Genomic DNA, 18803 nt, shown 5'->3' on the forward strand with positions numbered 1-18803 from the left:
CCGTTGGGCGCAGTTGCCTCTAGGCCCCTCAGCGAAAGACCACGGTCTTGTGGCCGTTGAGCAGCACCCGGTGCTCGCAGTGCCACTTGACGGCGCGCGCCAGCACCGCGCATTCGGTGTCGCGCCCCTGCGCGGCCAAATCGTCCACCGTGAAGCTGTGGTCCACCCGCGCCACGTCTTGCTCGATGATCGGGCCTTCGTCGAGCGCCGCCGTGACGTAGTGCGCCGTGGCGCCGATGAGCTTGACGCCGCGCTCGTGCGCCTGTTGGTAGGGCTTGGCGCCCTTGAAGCTGGGCAAAAAACTGTGGTGGATGTTGATCGCGCGCCCGGCCAGCTGCTCGCACATCGGGTCGGACAAAATCTGCATGTAGCGCGCCAGCACCACCAGTTCGGCCTGTTCTTGTTCGATGAGCTCGAGCTGGCGCGCCTCGACCTCGGCCTTGAGCCCCGGGCGCAGCGGCAGGTGGTGAAAGGGGATGTTGTAGCTGGCCGCGAGCTGGTAAAAATCGCGGTGGTTGCTCACAATGGCGCGGATGTCGAGCCGCAGCAGGCCGCTTTTCCAGCGAAACAGCAAATCGTTGAGGCAGTGGCCCTGCTGACTGACGAAGATCACGCAGCGCATGGGCTCGTGCCAGGCGTGCAGCGCGCAGCGCATGGCGTGCGCCTGCGCCAGCGCCTGCACCTGCAAGCGCAATTCGGGCTCGCTCAAGCGCGCACACACAAACTGCACGCGCATGAAAAACAAGCCGGTGGTGTGGTCGTTGTACTGCGCCGCTTCTTCGATGTTGCCGCCGTGCTGCAGCAAAAAGCCCGACACGGCGTGTACGATGCCGGGTTTGTCGGGGCACGACAGCGTAAGCACATAAGTCGCATTCATGGGCCGATTGTCGCCGAACGGGCTGGGCCCAAGAGTCCGCAAGCAATCTAAAAGGAGTATCTGGATGCAGGGTGTAGTCGATGTGGTGATCATGGCCGCGGGCAAGGGCACGCGCATGAAAAGCAGCCGCCCCAAGGTGTTGCAAACCCTGGGCGGGCAGCCGCTGCTGGGGCATGTGCTGGCATGCGCGGCCCAGCTCGGTGCGCGCCGCGCCGTGGTGGTGACCGGCCACGAGGCCGAGGCGCTGGAGGCGGCCTTGCCGGCTTTGCTGGCGTCGGCGTCGGCCAGCGTGCCGCTTGGTGTGCCGCCTGGTGCGGTGTTTGTTGCGGACTCTGCTGCGGCGCAGTCCCTGCCCGGCCAGCCCCTTGCGCTGCAAGCCGTGCGCCAGCAGCCGCAGCTGGGCACCGGGCACGCGCTGCAGCAGGCGGTGCCGCTGCTGGCCGACGACGGCCTGACGCTTGTGCTCTCGGGCGACGTGCCCCTGACCGAGCCCGCCACGCTGCGCGCGCTGCTGGCCGTGTGCACCGGCGCGGCCGGGGAAAGAGCAGCGCAGGCGCAAGGAGCCGGTGCCGGAGCCACAGCGCCCGCAGCCGAAGGCGCCGCCGCAACCGACGGCGCCGCCCTGAGCCTGCTCACCCTAACCCTGCCCGACCCCAGCGGCTACGGCCGCATCGTGCGCGGCGCGGGTGGCGAGGTGCGCGCCATCGTCGAGCACAAAGACGCCAGCCCCGAGCAGCGCGCGCTGACCGAAATCTACAGCGGCATCATGGTGGCACCGACGCGGCTGCTGCGCGGCTGGCTGGCGCGGCTCGACAACCGAAACGCCCAGGGCGAGTACTACCTGACCGATGTGGTGCGGCTGGCGGTGGCCGACGGCTGCCCGGTGCGCGCGCACCGCATCAGCGACGCGCTGCAGGTGGCCGGCGTGAACAGCCCGGCGCAGCTGGCCGAGCTCGAGCGCGCCTTGCAGCGCCGCCGCGCCCAAGCCCTGCTCGAGCAAGGCGTGCGGCTGGCCGACCCAGCGCGCCTAGACGTGCGCGGGTGCCTGCACTGTGGGCAGGATGTGGAGATCGACGTCAACTGCATTTTTGAGGGCACGGTGCAGCTGGGGGATGGGGTGCGCATCGGCGCGCACTGCGTGATCGCCAACGCCCGCATCGAAGCCGGGGCGCAGATTCTGCCCTTCACCCACATCGACGGCGGTGCCAGCGGTGTGCGCGTGGGGCCGCTGGCGCAGGTCGGGCCCTTTGCGCGCTTGCGCCCGGGCACCGAGCTCGGGCCCGAGGTGCACATCGGCAATTTTGTCGAAGTGAAAAACAGCCAGCTGGCCGCCGGGGCCAAAGCCAACCACTTGGCTTATTTGGGCGACGCCACGGTGGGCGAGCGCGTGAACTACGGCGCCGGCTGCATCACCGCCAATTACGACGGTGCCACCAAGCACCGCAGCGTGATCGAGGCCAACGTGCACGTGGGCAGCAACAGCGTGCTGGTGGCGCCGCTCACGCTGGGGGCGGGCGGCACCGTGGGGGCGGGATCGACCCTGACCAAAAACACGCCACCGGGCGCGCTCACCGTGGCGCGCAGCAAGCAGATCAGCCTAGCCAACTGGCAGCGGCCCAAGAAGGGCAAGGGCTGAGGCAGCGCTAGGCGCGCCCCCTGGGTGGCGCTGGCGCAAGCGGTGGCTACCAGCCCCAGAGCAGCTCGCTGGCCACCCAGGCGTTGCCGCGGCCGTCGGGGCGCTGCACCTGCACCCAGTCGCCTTGGCGGCGCACGGTGCGCAAAATGTCGCCATAGACGGCGGTGTGCACCACGCGGTGCTGGGTGCCGGGGCCGGCGCGCAGGTTGGCGCGCGGGCTGCGCACGATGTGGTGCGGGGTGTCGCCCACCACGCTGCGCGCCACCCAGCCTTGGTCGCCTTCGAAGTCTTGCACGCGCAGCCAGTCGCCACGGCGCTCGAGCACCTGCAGCGGGTAGCCTCGAGCAAGGCGCCAGAGCACCTCGGCATCGGTGCTGGGGGCGGCGCGCATGTTGATGGTCGGGTTGCGCGCGCTCACCAAGTCTTGCGCCCAAACCGGGGCCAGCGCGGCCAGCCCCAAGGCGGCGGCAAGAAACAGAAGGCGGATGTGGGCCAGCCAGGACATGCGTGAAACTCCTCGAGACACAGGGGGGGCGGGTCGGGCGGTGAAGCCGGGCGGTGCGCGCTGTTTTTGCCGTTAGCATCGTGACCTCTGAATTCTATTCTCAAGAAGGCTATTTCCTATGTGCGGCATCGTGGCAGCGGTTTCGGGTAGCAATGCGCTACCGATCTTGGTTCAGGGTTTGCAGCGGCTCGAGTACCGCGGCTACGACTCGTGCGGTGTGGCCGTGCACACCAGCGCTGGCCTGGTGCGCAGCCGCAGCACCGCGCGCGTGGCCGAGCTGCGCGCCCAAGTGCAGGCCGACGGGCTGGTGGCGGGCACCGGCATCGCCCACACCCGCTGGGCCACCCACGGCGCCCCGGCCGAGCACAACGCCCACCCCCACTTCAGCCACGGCCCAGGCTCGCTGGCCGCTGTGGCGCAGCAGCCGGCGCGGGTGGCGCTGGTGCACAACGGCATCATCGAAAACCACGAAGAGCTGCGCGCCGAGCTGCAAGCCCAAGGCTACGCCTTTGCCAGCCAGACCGACACCGAGGTGATCGTGCACCTGATCGATGCGCTCTACCAGGGCGACTTGCTGGCGGCGGTGCGCGCAGCGGTGGCGCGGCTGCACGGCGCCTACGCGATTGCGGTGCTGCACCAGGCCGAGCCCGAGCGCGTGGTGGGTGCACGCGCCGGCTCGCCGCTGGTGTTGGGTGTGGGTGCGGCCGATGCGCCCGGGGCCGCGCACTACCTGGCCAGCGACGCCATGGCGCTGGCCGGCGTGACCGACCAGATCGTCTATCTGTCCGAGGGCGACGTGGTCGATCTGCGCCTAGGCAGTTATCAGATTTTTGCTGGCAGCGGCCAGTTGCTCGGTGCCGCCGAGCGCCCGCTGCGCACGGTGCAGGCGCACACCGGCGCGGCCGAGCTCGGGCCCTACAGCCACTACATGCACAAAGAGATTTTTGAGCAGCCGCGCGCGCTCGCCGACACGCTCGAGGGCGTGGAATCGATCGGCCCCGAGCTGTTCGACGGCTTGGGCGAGCAACCGGCCAAAGCGGCGGCGGTGTTCGCGCAGATCGACCGCGTGCTCATTTTGGCCTGCGGCACCAGCTACTACAGCGGCTGCGTGGCGCGCTACTGGTTGGAAGACATGGCCGGTGTGCCGACCACGGTCGAAGTGGCGAGCGAATACCGCTACCGCACCAGCGTGCCCGACCCGCGCACGCTGGTGGTGGCCATCAGCCAGAGCGGCGAAACCGCCGACACCCTGGCGGCGCTGCGCCACGCCCAAAGCCTAGGGATGCGGCACACGCTGGCCGTGTGCAACGTGGCCACCAGCGCGCTGGTGCGCGAAACCGCGCTCAGCTACCTGACGCGCGCCGGGGTCGAGATCGGCGTGGCCAGCACCAAGGCCTTCAGCACCCAGTTGGCTGGGCTATTTTTGCTCACGCTGGCCTTGGCCCAAGTGCGCGGGCGGCTCGACGCGCAGCAGCAGGCGCAGCAGCTCAAGGCCATGCGGCATCTGCCGCTGGCACTGCAAGCCGTGCTGGCGCTCGAGCCACAGCTCATCCATTGGGCCGAGGCCTTTGCCCAGCACGAGCACGCGCTGTTTCTGGGCCGCGGCATGCACTACCCGATCGCGCTCGAGGGCGCGCTCAAGCTCAAAGAGATCAGCTACATCCACGCCGAGGCCTACCCGGCCGGCGAGCTCAAGCACGGCCCGCTGGCGCTGGTGACCAAGGAAATGCCGGTGGTGGTGGTGGCACCGAATGACGCGCTGCTGGAAAAGCTCAAGAGCAACATGCAAGAGGTGCGCGCCCGCGGCGGCGTGCTCTACGTGCTGGCCGACGCCGACAGCCACATCCGCAGCGCCGACGGTCTGCACGCGATCCGTCTCCCCGAGCACTACGGCCACTTGAGCCCGATTTTGCACGTGGTGCCGCTGCAACTGCTGGCCTACCACTGCGCGTTGGCGCGCGGCACCGACGTGGACAAACCGCGCAACCTGGCCAAAAGCGTGACGGTGGAGTGAGGGGGCTTGGGTAAGTGCGTACGGGATCAGTCGCTGCGCAACTGGCGCCGGGTGGTGCTGGGGCGCTGGCGACAATCCAGCACGCGCCAGACTTGGATCTCCTCGCCCTCGAGGCGGTAGTAAATGGCGTACGGAAAGCGGCGCGACAACGCGCGGTAGCAGCCCAAGACCTTGGCGTGCACGCCGGCGTAAAGCAGCAAGGATTCGATGTCGGAGTACAGGGAATCGAGAAAATAGTCGCCCAAGCCGGCTTGCTGGCGTTCGTAAAAGCGCCGTCCAGCGTCCAAGTCATCGAGCGCCAAGGACAGCAGGCGGATGGTCATGCCCGGCTGCGCGCACTCAAGATTTGTTTGGCGGCTTGCCAGTCGATGAACTCGGCTCGGCCCGCGCGCAGCGCAGTTTCAGCCTCCTGCAAGGCCTGCGCATGCCAATCCGGGGCGGCCTCGCTGTCGGGGGCGTCTAGGGTTTGGGACAGCGACTCCCACAGCGCCTCCATCAAACGCAGTTTTTGGGCCACCGGCATGGAGTCGATTTCGATAGCGTTCATGGAAGCAACCTATGGTGCGGTAGTGTGGTTTGGTGGCGCCATGGTAGCAAAATCCCATGCTGTTTGGGTTTTTGGGTGCGGGCCAAAAGCGTGACGGTGTAGCAGATCAATGCTTCCGTAAAAAACCCGCTTTGGTCGAAGAAGGCGCCGCCGCTGCTGAGAGCCTGCATGGCCAAGCGCTGCGCCTAGGCGAGGCTTTGGCGGTGTACCGAGCCGATGCAGAGCAGGCCCCAAGCGCACGGGCAGCGCAGCCCCAACGCACCCAGTCCACAGCCAAGGCACCCCTGCGGCTGGCGGCCAAGGCGGCCTGAGCCACGGCACCAGACGCAGTGCGACGCAGCGCGGGCTCTGGGCAGCGCAGGCTTTGGGCGGGCTGGGTGGACGGGGGCTAAAATGCATGTTTGGTGCGCTCGCACGGCGTGCGCGCACCCAGCCCGGCCCGGTCGGCCGCTTTATTGAACCGCTTGCGCCGCCGGACGCGAGACCAGCTTTTTGCCATGCCTCTTCAATTCCTGACCCAGCTCTTTGGCAACCGCAACGAGCGCCTGCTCAAAACCCACCGCAAGACGGTGGCCCGCATCAACGCCCTCGAGACCGAGTTCGAGCGCCTGAGCGATGCCCAAGTGCAAGCCAAGACGGCCGAATTCAAACAGCGGCTGGCGCAGGGCGAGACGCTGGATGCGCTGCTGCCCGAGGCCTTTGCCACCGTGCGCGAGGCCAGCAAGCGCGTGCTCAAAATGCGCCACTTCGACGTGCAGCTGATAGGCGGCATGGCGCTGCACAGCGGAAAGATCGCCGAAATGCGCACCGGTGAGGGTAAAACCCTGACCTCGACGCTGGCGGTCTATCTCAACGCCTTGGCCGGCCAAGGCGTGCACGTGGTCACGGTCAACGACTACCTGGCTGGGCGCGACGCCGAGTGGATGGGCCGCATCTACAACTGGCTTGGGCTCTCGGTCGGGGTCAACCGCTCGCAGACCACGCGCGAGCAAAAGCAGGCCGCCTACGCCGCCGACATCACCTACGGCACCAACAACGAATACGGCTTTGACTACCTGCGCGACAACATGGTCTATGAGGCCCGCGACCGGGTGCAGCGCGGGCTGTATTACGCCATCGTCGATGAGGTCGATTCGATTCTGATCGACGAGGCGCGCACGCCGCTGATCATCAGCGGCCAGGCCGAAGACCACACCGACGAATACATCGCCATCAACAAGCTGGTGCCGCACCTCGAGCGCCAAGAGGGCGAAGAAGACATGCGCACCGGCGAGGGCGTGATCAAGCCGGGTGATTTTTTGGTCGATGAAAAGGCGCAGACCGTCAACCTGACCGAGAGCGGGCACGAAAAAGCCGAGGCGCTGCTGGCCCAAGCCGGCCTGCTGCCCGAGGGCGCTTCGCTCTACGACCCGGCCAACATCGCGCTCATGCACCACCTGGTGACGGCGCTCAAGGCGCAGCACCTGTACCACCGCGACCAGCAGTACGTGGTGCAAAACGGCGAGATCATCATCGTCGATGAATTCACCGGCCGCCTGATGGTCGGGCGGCGCTGGAGCGAGGGCCTGCACCAAGCGGTGGAGGCCAAAGAGGGCGTGCGCATCCAGCCCGAGAACCAGACCCTGGCCTCGATCACCTTTCAAAACTACTTCAGGCTCTACGCCAAGCTCTCGGGCATGACCGGCACCGCCGACACCGAAGCCTTCGAGTTCCAAGAAATCTACGGTCTGGAAACCGTGGTGGTGCCGCCCAACCGGCCCAGCCAGCGCAAAGACGAGCTCGATCGCGTGTACAAAACCACGCCCGAAAAATACGTCGCCGCCATCGCCGACATCCGCGAGTGCCACGAGCGCGGCCAGCCGGTGCTGGTGGGCACCTCGTCGATCGAAAACTCCGAGATCATCGCCGATCTGCTCAAAAAAGCCCAGCTGCCATTTGAGGTGCTCAACGCCAAACAGCACGAGCGCGAGGCCGACATCATCGCCCAAGCCGGCCGGCCCGGCGCCATCACCATCGCCACCAACATGGCCGGGCGCGGCACCGACATCGTGCTCGGCGGCAACCTAGAAAAAATGTGCGCCGCCATCGAGGCCGACCCGGCGCTCGACGAAGCGGCGCGGGCGAGCAAGATCGCCGCTGCGCGCGCCCAATGGCAGCTCGACCACGAGCGCGTGGTGGCGCTGGGGGGCTTGCGCATCATCGCCACCGAGCGCCACGAGAGCCGGCGCATCGACAACCAGCTGCGCGGCCGCGCCGGCCGCCAGGGCGACCCGGGTTCGAGCCGCTTCTACCTCAGCCTCGACGACTCGCTGATGCGCATTTTTGCCGGCGACAAGGTGCGCGCCATCATGGAGCGCTTCAATATGCCCGAGGGCGAAGCGATCGAGCACCGCATGGTGACGCGCTCGATCGAGAACGCGCAGCGCAAGGTCGAAGCGCGCAACTTCGACATCCGCAAGCAGCTGCTCGAGTACGACGACGTGGCCAACGACCAGCGCCGCGTGGTCTATCAGCAGCGCAACGAGTTCATCGACACGCAAGAGGTGGGGCCACAGATCCGCAACCTGCGCAGCGGCGCGCTCACGCATGTCGTGCGCCAGTTTGTGCCGGCCCAGAGCGTGGAAGAGCAGTGGGACTTGCCTAGCCTAGAAAAAGCCTTGGCCGAGGAGTGGGGCCTGCCCCTGCCGCTGGTGCAAGAGGTGCACGCGGCCAGCGAGATGGACGACGCCGATGTGGTGGAGAAGGTGCTGCAAGCCGCGCACGCCCACTACGAGGCCAAGGTGCAGCTGGCCAGCCCGGGCAGCTTTGCCGCCTTCGAGCGCGTGGTGCTGCTGCAAAACCTCGACAGCCACTGGCGCGACCATTTAAGCGCCCTTGACTACCTGCGCAAAGGCATCCACCTGCGCGGCTACGCGCAAAAGCAGCCCAAGCAGGAGTACAAGCGCGAGGCGTTCCAGTTGTTCTCGCTGATGCTCGACCAAGTGCGCGGCGAGGTCACGCGCATCCTCATGAACGTGAAGGTGCAGACGCCCGAGCAGGTGAGTGCCGCCGCGCAGGAGCTCGAAGCCGCCGCCGAGCGCTTCAGCAACGTCACCTACACCGCCCCGAGCGAAACCGGCGAGGCCGAAACCGTGGCCGACCGTGGCCTGCTCGGTGGTCGCGCCACCCCGGCCGGCGCACTGCCGCGCGTGGGCCGCAACGACCCCTGCCCCTGCGGCAGCGGCAAAAAATACAAGCATTGCCACGGCAAGCTGGCCTGAGAGGTCTTAGTGGCCTAAGTGGCTAGAGCTTAAGCGGCCCAAAGGCCCAAAGGAGTAAAACCATGCCCGTCAACTGGAGCGCCCCTGCCGTCGAGAGCCTGCTGCCCGTGCCCGGGGTGCGCATCGGCGTGACCGAAGCCTGGGTGCGCAAGCCCAACCGCAAAGACCTGACCGTGCTGCTGCTCGACCCCGGCAGCGCCGTGGCTGGGGTGTTCACGCGCAACCGCTACTGCGCCGCACCGGTGCAGGTGTGCCGCGAGCACCTCGAGGCCGGCGCGGCGGTGCGCGCGCTGCTCATCAACACCGGCTGCGCCAACGCCGGCACTGGTGAGCCGGGCCTTGCGCACGCGCGCCAGAGTTGCGCCGCCCTGGCCGCGCTGCTGGGCCTAGCACCCGAGCAGGTGCTGCCCTTTTCCACCGGCGTGATCATGGAGCCGCTGCCGATCGAGCGCATCGTCGCTGGCCTGCCGGCAGCGCTGGCCGACGCCCAGCCCACGCACTGGCTGCGCGCCGCCGAAGGCATCATGACCACCGACACCGTGGCCAAGGCCGCCAGCCGCCAGCTGCAGCTCGGTGGCCAACGCGTGACCTTGAGCGGCATGTCCAAGGGCGCCGGCATGATCCGGCCCAATATGGCGACCATGCTCGGCTTCGTTGCCACCGACGCCTGCATCGCACCCGCGCTGCTGCCCGAGCTGGCACGGCGCTTGGCCGACGCCTCGTTCAACCGCATCACCATCGACGGCGACACCTCGACCAACGATTCTTTCATCCTGATCGCCACCGGGCAGGCCGGGCACGCCCCCATCACCGACCTAGCCAGCCCAGACGGCGTGGCCTTGCAGGCGGCCCTGACCGAGCTGGCGCAGACGCTGGCGCACGCCATCGTGCGCGATGGCGAGGGCGCGACCAAGTTCATCACCGTGCGCGTCGAAGGCGGGCGCCACGCCGATGAATGCCTGCAGGTGGCCTACGCCATCGCGCATTCGCCGCTGGTCAAAACCGCGTTTTACGCCAGCGACCCGAATCTGGGCCGCATCCTCGCGGCGGTGGGCTACGCCGGCATCGCCGACCTAGACCAAAACCGGATCGAGCTGCACCTCGACGACGTGCACGTGGTCACGCGCGGCGGCCGCCACCCCGGCTACACCGAAGCCGAGGGCGCGCGCGTCATGCGCCAGAGCGAGATCACCATCCGCGTCGGCCTGGGCCGGGGCGCGGCCACCGAGACCGTCTGGACCTGCGACTTCAGCCTCGACTACGTGCGCATCAACGCCGATTACCGTTCTTGATCCGCTCCTGATCCGCTTTGGATGCCCTTCGCCTAGCCCCAGATCAAAGCCCTGACCGCAACCCATGAACGAAGCCTTTGAACGCGTGCTGCTGCGCGCCGAAGCACTCCTGGCGCGCCTCGAGACCGTGCTGCCGCAGCCGCTGGCTGCCCCCGACTGGGGCGCCGCCGTGGCCTGGCGCTACCGCAAACGCGGCGGCCACGGCCTGCTCGAGCCGGTGCGCCACATCGGGGCCATGGCGCTGTCCGATTTGCAGGAAATCGAGCCGCAAAAAGAGCGTCTGGTGCGCAACACCGCGCACTTCGTGCAGGGGCTGCCGGCCAACAACGTGCTGCTCACCGGCGCGCGCGGCACCGGCAAAAGCTCGCTCATCCGCGCCTGCCTAAACGCCTTTGCGGCCCAAGGCCTGCGCCTGATCGAAGTCGATAAAGCCGACCTGGGCGATTTGCCCGACTTGGTGGCGCTGGTGGCCGAACGCAGCGAGCGCTTCCTGATTTTTTGCGACGACCTGAGCTTCGAGGACGGCGAGAGCGGCTACAAGGCGCTCAAGTCGATCTTGGACGGATCGGTGGCCGCCAGCAGCCCCAACGTGCTGATCTACGCCACCAGCAACCGGCGCCACCTGCTGCCCGAGTACCTGCGCGACAACCTGAGCCACCGCCGCGACGAGGACGGCGAACTGCACCCTGGCGAAGCGGTGGAGGAAAAAATCTCGCTGTCCGAGCGTTTCGGGCTGTGGATCAGCTTTTACCCTTTCGGTCAAGACGAGTATCTGAGCGTGGTGCACCAGTGGCTGGGGCACTTTGGCGTGCCCGAGGCAGCGATCGAGGCCGCACGATCGCAAGCGCTGGTCTGGGCGCTCGAGCGCGGCGCGCGCAACGGCCGCGTGGCCTACCAGTTTGCGCGCGATTACGCCGGCAACCACCCGAGCAGCGCCGTCGCGGGTTCGGCGCTGGCCTAGCCCCCTTATCCTCTAGCCATCCCCAGCCAGCCTGTGGCCCCATACATGAGCCTGCCGCCGCCGTTGCCAGAGTGGACCTTGCCAAACGTGCCACCGGCGCTGGTGGTGGACGCCGAGCGACCGCGCGCCCCGGGCCACGGGCAGCGCCTGATCGAAGTCGCGGTGGGCGTGCTGGTCGACGCCCAAGGGCGCGTTTTGCTCACCACGCGCCCGCCGGGCAAAGCCTATGCCGGTTGCTGGGAGTTCCCCGGCGGCAAGATCGAAGCCGGCGAGAGCCTTGAGGCGGCGCTGCGGCGCGAGCTGCAGGAAGAAATCGGGCTGCAGATCGGCGCCGTGCAGCCTTGGCGCAGCCTCGTGGTGGACTACCCGCACGCCTTGGTGCGCCTGCAGGTGTGCCTGGTGCGCGACTGGAGCGGCACCCTGCACATGCACGAAGGCCAAAGCTGCGCTTGGCAGAGCCTGCCGGTGCAGGCGGCACCGCTGTTGCCGGGTTCGGTGCCGCTGTTGCAGGGGTTGCAGGGACTGGTGCTACAGCCCCCCTTGGCCCCTTAAGCGCAGAGCGTGAACTCCAGCTCGGCCTCGCTCTCGCTGGCCAGGTGCAGCTTGCCGTCGACGCCGCGCTGCAGCAGGCGCACAGCAAACAGCATCCGGTTGCCGCTGATCTCGGGCACCAGGCTCAGCTCTGGGGCGATCCACAGCCGCAGCATCTGGTAGCTTTTGCCTTGGGCCAGGTTTTGCTGGAACTGGCCGTGGCTGGCCCAGACCTTTTGCGCTTGGGCCGAGTTGCGCAGCACGTTCATCAGCAGCTGCACCGGTTCGAGCAACGGTTCTAGGGTCTGCGCCCACGGCTGCAGATCTTGCTGGCGCAGCTCGGGGCTGCGCTGTTGCCAGTCGTGGTAGGCGGGCAAGTCGAACTCGAAGCTGCCGCCGGGAATGGCCAAGCGGCTGCGCACCGCTGTCAGCCATTCGTTTTCGGCCAGCGACTGCCCGACCTTGCCGCACTCCTGCAAGGCGGCGTAGCAGCCTTCTAGGCGGGCGATGAACTGCTCCAGCGCGGCCTCGGAAATGGCCGGGTTGCCGCGGTAGCCCAGGTACTGCTGCTTGAGGCGCTCGAGGTCTTTGAGGATTTCGGATTTCAAATCGGAGCGCGCCCCGATTTCGAGCAGCTCGAACAGGGTGTGCAGCGCAAAGTGGTGATCGAGGGCGCTGGGGCGCAGCAGCAACTGGCCCAAGCGCTCGGCCAAGCGCTCGAGCCGCAGGTAGGTGCGGATGCGTTCGTTGAACGGGTACTCGTAGAGGATCACCGCTCGATCATAGCCCGAAAAGCTGGCGCTGCCGGGCATAAGCCGCCGCCACTTGCGCTTGCAACTGGGGCAGGGTGGTGGTGGCGTCGTTGTCGAGCACCGTGTCGGCCAGCGCCAGCCGCTGCGCGCGGCTGGCTTGGGCGTCGAGCACGGCTTGTATTTGCGCCCGCGGCCAGCCGTTGCGCGCGCGCACGCGCTCAATCTGCGTTTGCGCGCTGCAGTCCACCACCCACACCGCATCGACTTGCTGCAGCCAATGCGCCGATTCGGCCAGCAACGGGATGTCGAGCACCACGCAGTCGCTGTGGCCTTGCAGCTGTGCGCAGGCCTGCTCGATCGCGGCGCGCACGAGCGGGTGCACGATCGCCTCCAGCCGCTGGCGCGCCGCGGGCTGGGCAAAAACCAGCGCCCGCATCTGCTCGCGGTCCAGCGCCCCGTCGGGCCCGATGTATTGCGGGCCAAAGGCGGCGCGGATGGGCTCGATGGCGGTGCCACCGGGGGCGGTGCAGGCGCGCGCCAGAGCGTCGGCGTCGAGCACCGGCGCGCCCAGCGCCTGCAGCATCGCCGCCACCGTGCTCTTGCCGCTGCCGATGCCGCCGGTCAGACCGATGCGCCAAGGGGGCTGGGGGTGGGCGCGCATGGTGGGCGGTGCGGTTTAAAGCCCGATCCAGCCCAGCAGCGTGGCCGGCCCCAGCGCCAGCGCCAGCAGGCCGCCAAAAGCCAGGAACGGCCCAAAGGGCACGTAGCCGCCCTCGCGCAAGCCGCTGCTGTACTTCATGGCGATGCCCACGACCGCGCCCAGCACCGAGGCCAGCAGCAGCACCGGCAGGAGCGCCTGCCAGCCCAGCCAGGCCCCGAGCGCGGCCAAGAGCTTGAAGTCGCCATAGCCCATGCCCTCTTTGCCGGTGAGCAGCTTGAAGGCCCAGTAGATCGACCACAGCGTCACGTAGCCCACCACCGCACCCCACAGGGCGGTGCCGAGGTCGATGGTGTTCCAGCCCAGCGCGGCCACGATCAGCCCGGCCCAAACCAGCGGCAGCGTGATGTCGTCTGGCAGCAAGGTGGTGTCCCAGTCGATGAAGGCCAGCGCCAGCACGGCAGCGACGAAACCCATCCAGGCCAGAGTGGCCAAGCCCGGGCCGTGCAGGTGCATGACCCAAGCAAAGCCGATGCCGGTGAGCAACTCCACCAGCGGGTAGCGCAGCCCGATCGGGGCCGCGCAGGCGCTGCAGCGGCCGCGCAGCAGGGCGTAGCTGAGCAGCGGCAGGTTGTGGTACCAGGCGATGCCGGCACCGCAGGCCGGGCAGCGCGAGCGCGGCGTGATTAGGTTGAGCGCCGGGGCTTGCGCCGCCGTGGCCGGGGCGGCCAGCCCTGAGCCCGGCAGGGTGGATGGGGCGGTGGCCGGGTGCATCTCGGCACACTCAGCGGCCCAGCGCCGCTCCAGCATGAGCGGCAGCCGGTGGATCACCACATTCAGAAAGCTGCCGATCAACAGGCCCAGCACGGCGGCCAAGGCGATGCCCAACGGGCCAGTGAGGGTGTCCAGTGGCATGGTGCGATGGTGGAGTGGTGGAGGTGTGGGGAGTGTAAACGGGGGTGGTGTGTCACAGGGCAGTTGATTAATGATAAAGTCACACGAGCAGAACGGCGCCTTCTGGGTGTCGTGCGCAGTTTGATAACTCTTTGATTTAATTATTTAAGCCGGTTTGTTTGAGGCTCATCGAACGGATTCAGGATGAAGAATCGCATCATCAACGTCAAAGGTACAGAGGTTACGATCGCCACCCGGAACGAGCACGACTACCTTTCGCTGACTGATATGGTGAGGAACTTCGACGGCGGCAGCGCCCTGATTGAGCAATGGCTCAAGAACAAGGACACCGTGCTGTTCTTGGGCGTGTGGGAGCAACTCAACAACCCAGGGTTTAATTCCATCGAATTCGAGGGAATTAAAAACGAGGCTGGGCGCAACAGCTTCTTCCTGTCGGTTAAAAAATGGATCGAGGGCACCGCCGCCATCGGCCTGCATGCCAAGGCTGGACGGTATGGCGGAACCTATGCCCACAAGGACATCGCTTTCGAGTTCGGCTCTTGGCTCAGCCCGGAGTTCAAGCTCTACCTCATCAAGGAGTTCCAGCGCCTCAAGGATGAAGAATCCCGCACCACTTCCTTGGAGTGGAGTTTTCAGCGTACCTTGGCGAAGGTCAATTACAAGATTCACACCGATGCCATCAAGGAGCGGCTGATCCCGCCGCTACTCACGCCGAAACAGACTGGCATCATCTACGCCAGCGAGGCCGACTTGCTCAATGTTGCCCTGTTCGGCATCACGGCGGCCCAGTGGCGACAAGTCAATGCAGACCAGAGCGGCAACATGCGGGATGCGGCCACACTGGAGCAACTGGTGGTGTTGTCAAACCTCGAAAGCATCAATGCGGTGCTGATTCACCAAGGGCTGGCCGCTCCAGAGCGGCTGGCGCAGTTGAACGCCATCGCCATCAGGCAGATGCGTTCGCTGGTTGGCCTCAATGAAATCAAGCAACTGAGTGGCCCCAAGGCCGGTGAAAGGCGTAGTCGGTGACTGAATTCGCTTTGACTGCCACCGCCCCCCTGCTACGCCAGCTCTTTGCCGCCGCCGTGGCCGCTGCGCAACCGGCGCTGTGCCTGCCGCCGCGATGGCGCAGGCGGTCGAGGCGGACTTTGCCGACAGCCCTCCAGTGCGCTTCGACTTACACCTGATTGCAGGCCTGAATCGATTTGATTGGAGTCAAAATTTCTCCTTTTTCATGAAAGGCGATCAAGTTGTCCGCCGCCAGCAGCGCCATGGCAAGCCGGGTGCCCCGGGTGGCGCTGGCGATGTGCGGCGTGAGCACCACGTTGATGAGCGCCAGCAGCTCGGGCCGCACCTGCGGCTCGCCCTCGTACACATCCAAGCCGGCGGCGGCAAGCTGGCCGCTTTGCAGCGCCTGCGCCAGCGCCAGCTCATCGACGATGCCGCCGCGCGCCAAGTTGACCAAGGTAGCGCTGGGTTTCATCTGCGCCAGCTCGGCCGCGCCGATGGCGTGGTGGTTGGCCGGCGTGTAGGGCAACACCAGCAGCAGGTGGTCAGACTGGCGCAGCAGCTCGGCTTTGCTCACCCAGCGGGCGGCGCAGGCGCGCTCGGTGGTGGCGTCGAGCGGGTTGCGGTTGTGGTAGATCACCTGCATGGCAAAACCGTGCGCGGCCCGGCGCGCAATGGCTTGCCCGATGCGCCCCATGCCCAAAATGCCGAGCGTGCTGTGGTGCACCTCGGCCCCCAGCAGCATGTCGGCGGCCCACTGCTTCCAGCGCCCGGCACGCAGGTAGCGTTCGCCCTCGGTGATGCGCCGGGCCGTGGCCAGCAGCAGCGCCAGGCCAAAGTCGGCGGTGCTCTCAGTCAGCACGTCCGGGGTGTTGCTGGCTTGCACGCCGTGGCGCTCCAGCGCGTCAAGGTCGAGGTTGTTGTAGCCGACCGCCATGTTGGCGACCACGCGCAGATCGGGGCAAGCGGCCAGCACGCTGGCGTCGATGCGATCGCCCTGCGTGGCCAGCACGCCCCACTGGCCTTGCAGGCGCTCGATCAACTCGGCTGGGCTCCAAACCACATCGTCCGGGTTGTCGCGCAGCTCGAAGTGCTCACCCAAGCGCTGCTGCACCTCTGGGAACAGGCGGCGTGTGATCAACACGCCGGGCCGTTGAGTCACCTTTTGACCTGAATAGTTTGATTCAGTTGGCATGAAAAAATCAATGAAGTGTTGTGAATCAATTAGCTGCCATAAATTTAATCCCCTACAATTTTTCTGGTTTCGATGATTTGCTTCCACCGACTGAATTCGGATTGTTGAAATGTAGCGAACTCTTCAGGAGTGCTTAGCACGATTTCCAAGCCTTGTTGGGTAAGTCTAGAGTGCATTTCTGGATTTCTAAGTGTAGCGGATAGAAGTTCATGCATACGACGCCTTGCCTCAGCTGGAATTCCTCTCGGGCTGGCAAATCCCTGCCAAGAATAAGAAGTAAAGTTAACACCTTGTTCCATTAACGTGGGCACCTGTGGTAGCGCAGATGATCTAGTGGCGCTACTGATAACTAGGGGACGAAGCCGGCCAGACTGAATATGAGGCATGACAGCGTTGATACTCATGAAAAGAGCATTAACTTCACCGCCCAGTACAGCAGTCACGGCTGGAGCGCCACCTCGATAAGGTATATGAATGCCAGTAGTCCGAGTTTCCTGCCAGAAAAGCTCTGCGGTTAGGTGGTCGCTACTGCCATTACCCGCGGATGCAAAAGATGCACTCCCTGGATTAGCCCGCTTCCAACTGATAAAATCCGAAAGATTTCTATGTGGAGAAGCTGTAGGTACAACTAGGACCTTCGCCGCCCGAACAACGAGTGAAATCGGTTCGAGATCCCGAACGGCATCATATTGAACTCTCATTAGGTGTGGCGCAGTCACAAATGGAGCCATGCCAGCAACCATGAAAGTGTAACCATCTGGAGGTGAGCGGCTGAGTTCGCTTAAACCGTGTACACTCCCATGGAGTTCATTTTTCCCAGGAAAATCAACATGGAACAAGCCCAGTACAAGCAGTTGGTGGCCAGCATCGAAGGTCTGACACAGGCGCAGCTTGATGAGCTGCGACAGACCCTGCGCCAGCGCCAGGAGGCCGACGGTGTGCAGCGCCTGCTCATGGCGCGCATGGCCGAACAAGGCTCTTGCCCGCGCTGCCAAAGCACCCGCAAATACAAGCACGGCACCGAGTTTGGCTCGCAGCGCTTTCGCTGCAGGGACTGTGGCAAGACTTTCACCGCCACCACAGGCACCCCGTTTCACCGTCTGCGCGACAAGGCCAAACTGCTGGAGAACGCCGCTTGCATGGCCGATGGTCTGTCGGTGCGCAAGACCGCTGCGCGCATGGATATCTCGGTGCAAAAGGCCTTTCGCTGGCGGCACAAGTTTCTGGCTTTCCTCAACCAGCAAAAACCCAGCGCCCTCGCTGGCATTGTGGAGGCCGATGAAACCTTCTTCCCCGTGTCCTACAAGGGTCAGCGCAAGGCCATGCCGCGACCACCGAAGGAGCGCGGCGGCAAGGCCCGGGACGGCTCTGGCACCGACAAGACCGCGGTGGTCGTGGCGGTGCAGCGTGGCACACAGGTCGCCTTTGACTAGGTGCTGGAGCGGGCAACGGCCCATGCGCTGACCGAGGCGTTGCGCCCGCTGCTGGGCGCAGATGCGGTGCTCAGCACCGACGGCAACGCCTCTTACTGGACGGTGGCCGAGCAACTCAAGGTGGAGTCTGGCTTCTTTGTTTCGCAGTATCACGGCAAGGGCGGAAATGGCCCTTGGCATGTCCAGAGCGTCAACCGCTACGACTCCAGTCTGAAGTCCTGGATGACGCGCTTTCGCGGTGTCGCCACCAAATACCTGGCGAACTACCTGGGCTGGCGCCGTCTCTTGGACCGCTTCAAGGACAACCTCACACCCGAACAATTCATGTTTCATGCGTTGCGGACTTCATATCAATGACGGTGTACACGGGTAACACGAACTCAGCCTTTTGTTGGCCATGCCATAGCCGTTGATGCTGCTATTGCAGATACTAAGCCAAAAAGAAATTTGCGGATAGTCATCAGTGTCTCCTTGATGTGGTTGAGCCGAGGCAAAGGGTGGTGAGAAATTTGAATCTGCGTGTTGTTTACTGCGGCGTTGGGTCGCAGCCCAGTGACTTTAGGCGTGCGTCAACCCAAGAAGTGTCATGCACTCCAGCAGCAATGTTTGCCATTGTTATTTGTTCTTGTTTTAGTTTCTCGAGTGCCGCTTGTAATACTTGATCTGCATCGTCGATTTTGATGCATAAAAATCCATCAAAATCACCAATAATAAGGTCGCCTGGATGAATCACCATGCCATCAATGGCAATCGGCACATTGATTTCTCCTGGGCCGTCCTTGTATGGGCCGCGGTGCGTCACGCCTGCAGCATAGACTGGTAAGCTGCTGGCTGCAATATCTTTTGCATCTCGGATTGCGCCATTCAGCACAATACCACCAATTTTGCGGGTAATTGCATAATTTAACATTATCTCGCCAAAAAGTGAATTGGTTAGATCGCCGCCAGCATCTACTACGATAATATCCCCGGGTGCAGCCATGTCCAGTGCCTTATGGATCATTAGGTTATCGCCGGGGCGCGTCTTCACTGTTAAGGCAGGGCCTGCAAGGCGGCCGCTTTTGTGCATAGGCCGAAGCCTAGGTCCACCAGATGTAATTCGCATCATGCAGTCGCTCACATTGGCAACCGGAATATCAAAGAAGGCTCGAATGAGTTTATCGCTCACTTGGCGGGGGCGATGGTGGATTTGAAAACCAATCATGTTATGAATCCTTTG

At 65.1% G+C, this 18803-nt stretch carries 20 protein-coding genes; 10 read left to right on the plus strand and 10 right to left on the minus strand.

Translation table 11 applies throughout. The features are described 5' to 3' along the window. Nucleotides 1–28: 28 nt before the first annotated feature. Nucleotides 29–877 carry a formyltetrahydrofolate deformylase gene (gene purU, locus SMCB_RS00635; RefSeq protein WP_045534327.1) on the minus strand — a complete coding sequence of 283 codons (849 nt, stop codon included), beginning with the start codon at nt 875–877 and terminating at the stop codon, nt 29–31. A gap of 91 nt (nt 878–968) precedes the next feature. Between purU and glmU the strand changes: the two genes are divergently transcribed. Then, nucleotides 969–2513: a bifunctional UDP-N-acetylglucosamine diphosphorylase/glucosamine-1-phosphate N-acetyltransferase GlmU gene (gene glmU, locus SMCB_RS00640; protein WP_420834901.1), complete on the plus strand. Its 1545-nt coding sequence runs from the start codon at nt 969–971 to the stop codon at nt 2511–2513. A 46-nt stretch (nt 2514–2559) separates the two neighbouring features. On the opposite strand, the gene SMCB_RS00645 is transcribed toward glmU, so the two are convergent. Continuing rightward, nucleotides 2560–3018: an SH3 domain-containing protein gene (locus SMCB_RS00645; protein WP_045534331.1), complete on the minus strand. Its 459-nt coding sequence runs from the start codon at nt 3016–3018 to the stop codon at nt 2560–2562. Nucleotides 3019–3136: 118 nt separating this feature from the next. Between SMCB_RS00645 and glmS the strand changes: the two genes are divergently transcribed. Further along, the gene (glmS, locus tag SMCB_RS00650) at nt 3137–5032 is read left to right on the plus strand and encodes a glutamine--fructose-6-phosphate transaminase (isomerizing) (protein WP_045534332.1); all 1896 of its coding nucleotides are present in this window, start codon (nt 3137–3139) and stop codon (nt 5030–5032) included. A gap of 26 nt (nt 5033–5058) precedes the next feature. Here the strand turns inward: glmS and SMCB_RS00655 are convergent, their stop codons facing one another. Together SMCB_RS00655 and SMCB_RS00660 are read right to left on the minus strand one after the other, a co-directional pair. Then, on the minus strand, nt 5059–5355 hold the full coding sequence (locus tag SMCB_RS00655; RefSeq protein ID WP_045534334.1) for a type II toxin-antitoxin system RelE/ParE family toxin: 297 nt from the start codon (nt 5353–5355) through the stop codon (nt 5059–5061). Then, nucleotides 5352–5579 (minus strand): addiction module protein, encoded by a 228-nt coding sequence (locus SMCB_RS00660; protein ID WP_045530301.1) that lies wholly within the window; start codon nt 5577–5579, stop codon nt 5352–5354. The genes SMCB_RS00655 and SMCB_RS00660 overlap by 4 nt, the downstream gene beginning before the upstream one ends. Nucleotides 5580–5710: 131 nt before the next feature. Here SMCB_RS00660 and SMCB_RS00665 point away from each other — a divergent pair, with 131 nt between their 5' ends. The 5 genes from SMCB_RS00665 (at nt 5711) to SMCB_RS00685 (ending at nt 11644) form a co-directional block, all read left to right on the plus strand. Then, complete coding sequence (locus tag SMCB_RS00665) at nt 5711–5890, plus strand: hypothetical protein (RefSeq protein ID WP_144400201.1); 180 nt, start codon at nt 5711–5713, stop codon at nt 5888–5890. Between the two features lie 186 nt (nt 5891–6076). Further along, nucleotides 6077–8839, plus strand: coding sequence for a preprotein translocase subunit SecA (gene secA, locus SMCB_RS00670; RefSeq protein WP_045534338.1), 2763 nt, complete (start codon nt 6077–6079; stop codon nt 8837–8839). 62 nt (nt 8840–8901) lie between these two features. Further along, complete coding sequence (gene argJ / locus SMCB_RS00675; protein WP_045534340.1) at nt 8902–10131, plus strand: bifunctional glutamate N-acetyltransferase/amino-acid acetyltransferase ArgJ; 1230 nt, start codon at nt 8902–8904, stop codon at nt 10129–10131. 64 nt (nt 10132–10195) lie between these two features. Continuing rightward, complete coding sequence (locus SMCB_RS00680) at nt 10196–11092, plus strand: ATP-binding protein (protein WP_045534342.1); 897 nt, start codon at nt 10196–10198, stop codon at nt 11090–11092. A gap of 45 nt (nt 11093–11137) precedes the next feature. After that, entirely contained in the window at nt 11138–11644 is a 507-nt protein-coding gene (locus SMCB_RS00685; RefSeq protein ID WP_045534344.1) for a (deoxy)nucleoside triphosphate pyrophosphohydrolase, read from the plus strand. On the opposite strand, the gene zapD is transcribed toward SMCB_RS00685, so the two are convergent. From zapD to SMCB_RS00700, 3 genes are read right to left on the minus strand one after another with little or no spacing between them, the layout of a single operon-like run. Next, complete coding sequence (zapD, locus tag SMCB_RS00690; RefSeq protein WP_045537295.1) at nt 11641–12396, minus strand: cell division protein ZapD; 756 nt, start codon at nt 12394–12396, stop codon at nt 11641–11643. The two genes, SMCB_RS00685 and zapD, sit on opposite strands and share 4 nt — an antisense overlap. Before the next feature lie 7 nt (nt 12397–12403). After that, nucleotides 12404–13036 (minus strand): dephospho-CoA kinase, encoded by a 633-nt coding sequence (gene coaE / locus SMCB_RS00695; protein WP_045534347.1) that lies wholly within the window; start codon nt 13034–13036, stop codon nt 12404–12406. A gap of 15 nt (nt 13037–13051) precedes the next feature. After that, nucleotides 13052–13948: a prepilin peptidase gene (locus tag SMCB_RS00700; protein WP_045534349.1), complete on the minus strand. Its 897-nt coding sequence runs from the start codon at nt 13946–13948 to the stop codon at nt 13052–13054. A gap of 183 nt (nt 13949–14131) precedes the next feature. Between SMCB_RS00700 and SMCB_RS00705 the strand changes: the two genes are divergently transcribed. Continuing rightward, entirely contained in the window at nt 14132–14977 is an 846-nt protein-coding gene (locus SMCB_RS00705; RefSeq protein ID WP_034111989.1) for a KilA-N domain-containing protein, read from the plus strand. A 148-nt stretch (nt 14978–15125) separates the two neighbouring features. Here SMCB_RS00705 and SMCB_RS00710 read toward each other — a convergent pair whose 3' ends face one another. Further along, nucleotides 15126–16151: a 2-hydroxyacid dehydrogenase gene (locus SMCB_RS00710; RefSeq protein WP_045534351.1), complete on the minus strand. Its 1026-nt coding sequence runs from the start codon at nt 16149–16151 to the stop codon at nt 15126–15128. A gap of 44 nt (nt 16152–16195) precedes the next feature. After that, on the minus strand, nt 16196–16990 hold the full coding sequence (locus tag SMCB_RS12580) for a Bug family tripartite tricarboxylate transporter substrate binding protein (RefSeq protein ID WP_171820264.1): 795 nt from the start codon (nt 16988–16990) through the stop codon (nt 16196–16198). Here SMCB_RS12580 and SMCB_RS12585 point away from each other — a divergent pair. After that, nucleotides 16982–17584: an IS1595 family transposase gene (locus SMCB_RS12585; protein WP_171820265.1), complete on the plus strand. Its 603-nt coding sequence runs from the start codon at nt 16982–16984 to the stop codon at nt 17582–17584. The two genes, SMCB_RS12580 and SMCB_RS12585, sit on opposite strands and share 9 nt — an antisense overlap. Beyond that, the gene (locus SMCB_RS12590) at nt 17585–17941 is read left to right on the plus strand and encodes a hypothetical protein (protein ID WP_144400205.1); all 357 of its coding nucleotides are present in this window, start codon (nt 17585–17587) and stop codon (nt 17939–17941) included. Between the two features lie 169 nt (nt 17942–18110). On the opposite strand, the gene SMCB_RS12290 is transcribed toward SMCB_RS12590, so the two are convergent. Further along, complete coding sequence (locus tag SMCB_RS12290) at nt 18111–18788, minus strand: RraA family protein (protein WP_082027137.1); 678 nt, start codon at nt 18786–18788, stop codon at nt 18111–18113. Nucleotides 18789–18803: the final 15 nt, after the last annotated feature.

The organism is Serpentinimonas maccroryi, from assembly GCF_000828915.1.
In the GTDB taxonomy this organism is placed as follows: domain Bacteria; phylum Pseudomonadota; class Gammaproteobacteria; order Burkholderiales; family Burkholderiaceae_C; genus Serpentinimonas; species Serpentinimonas maccroryi.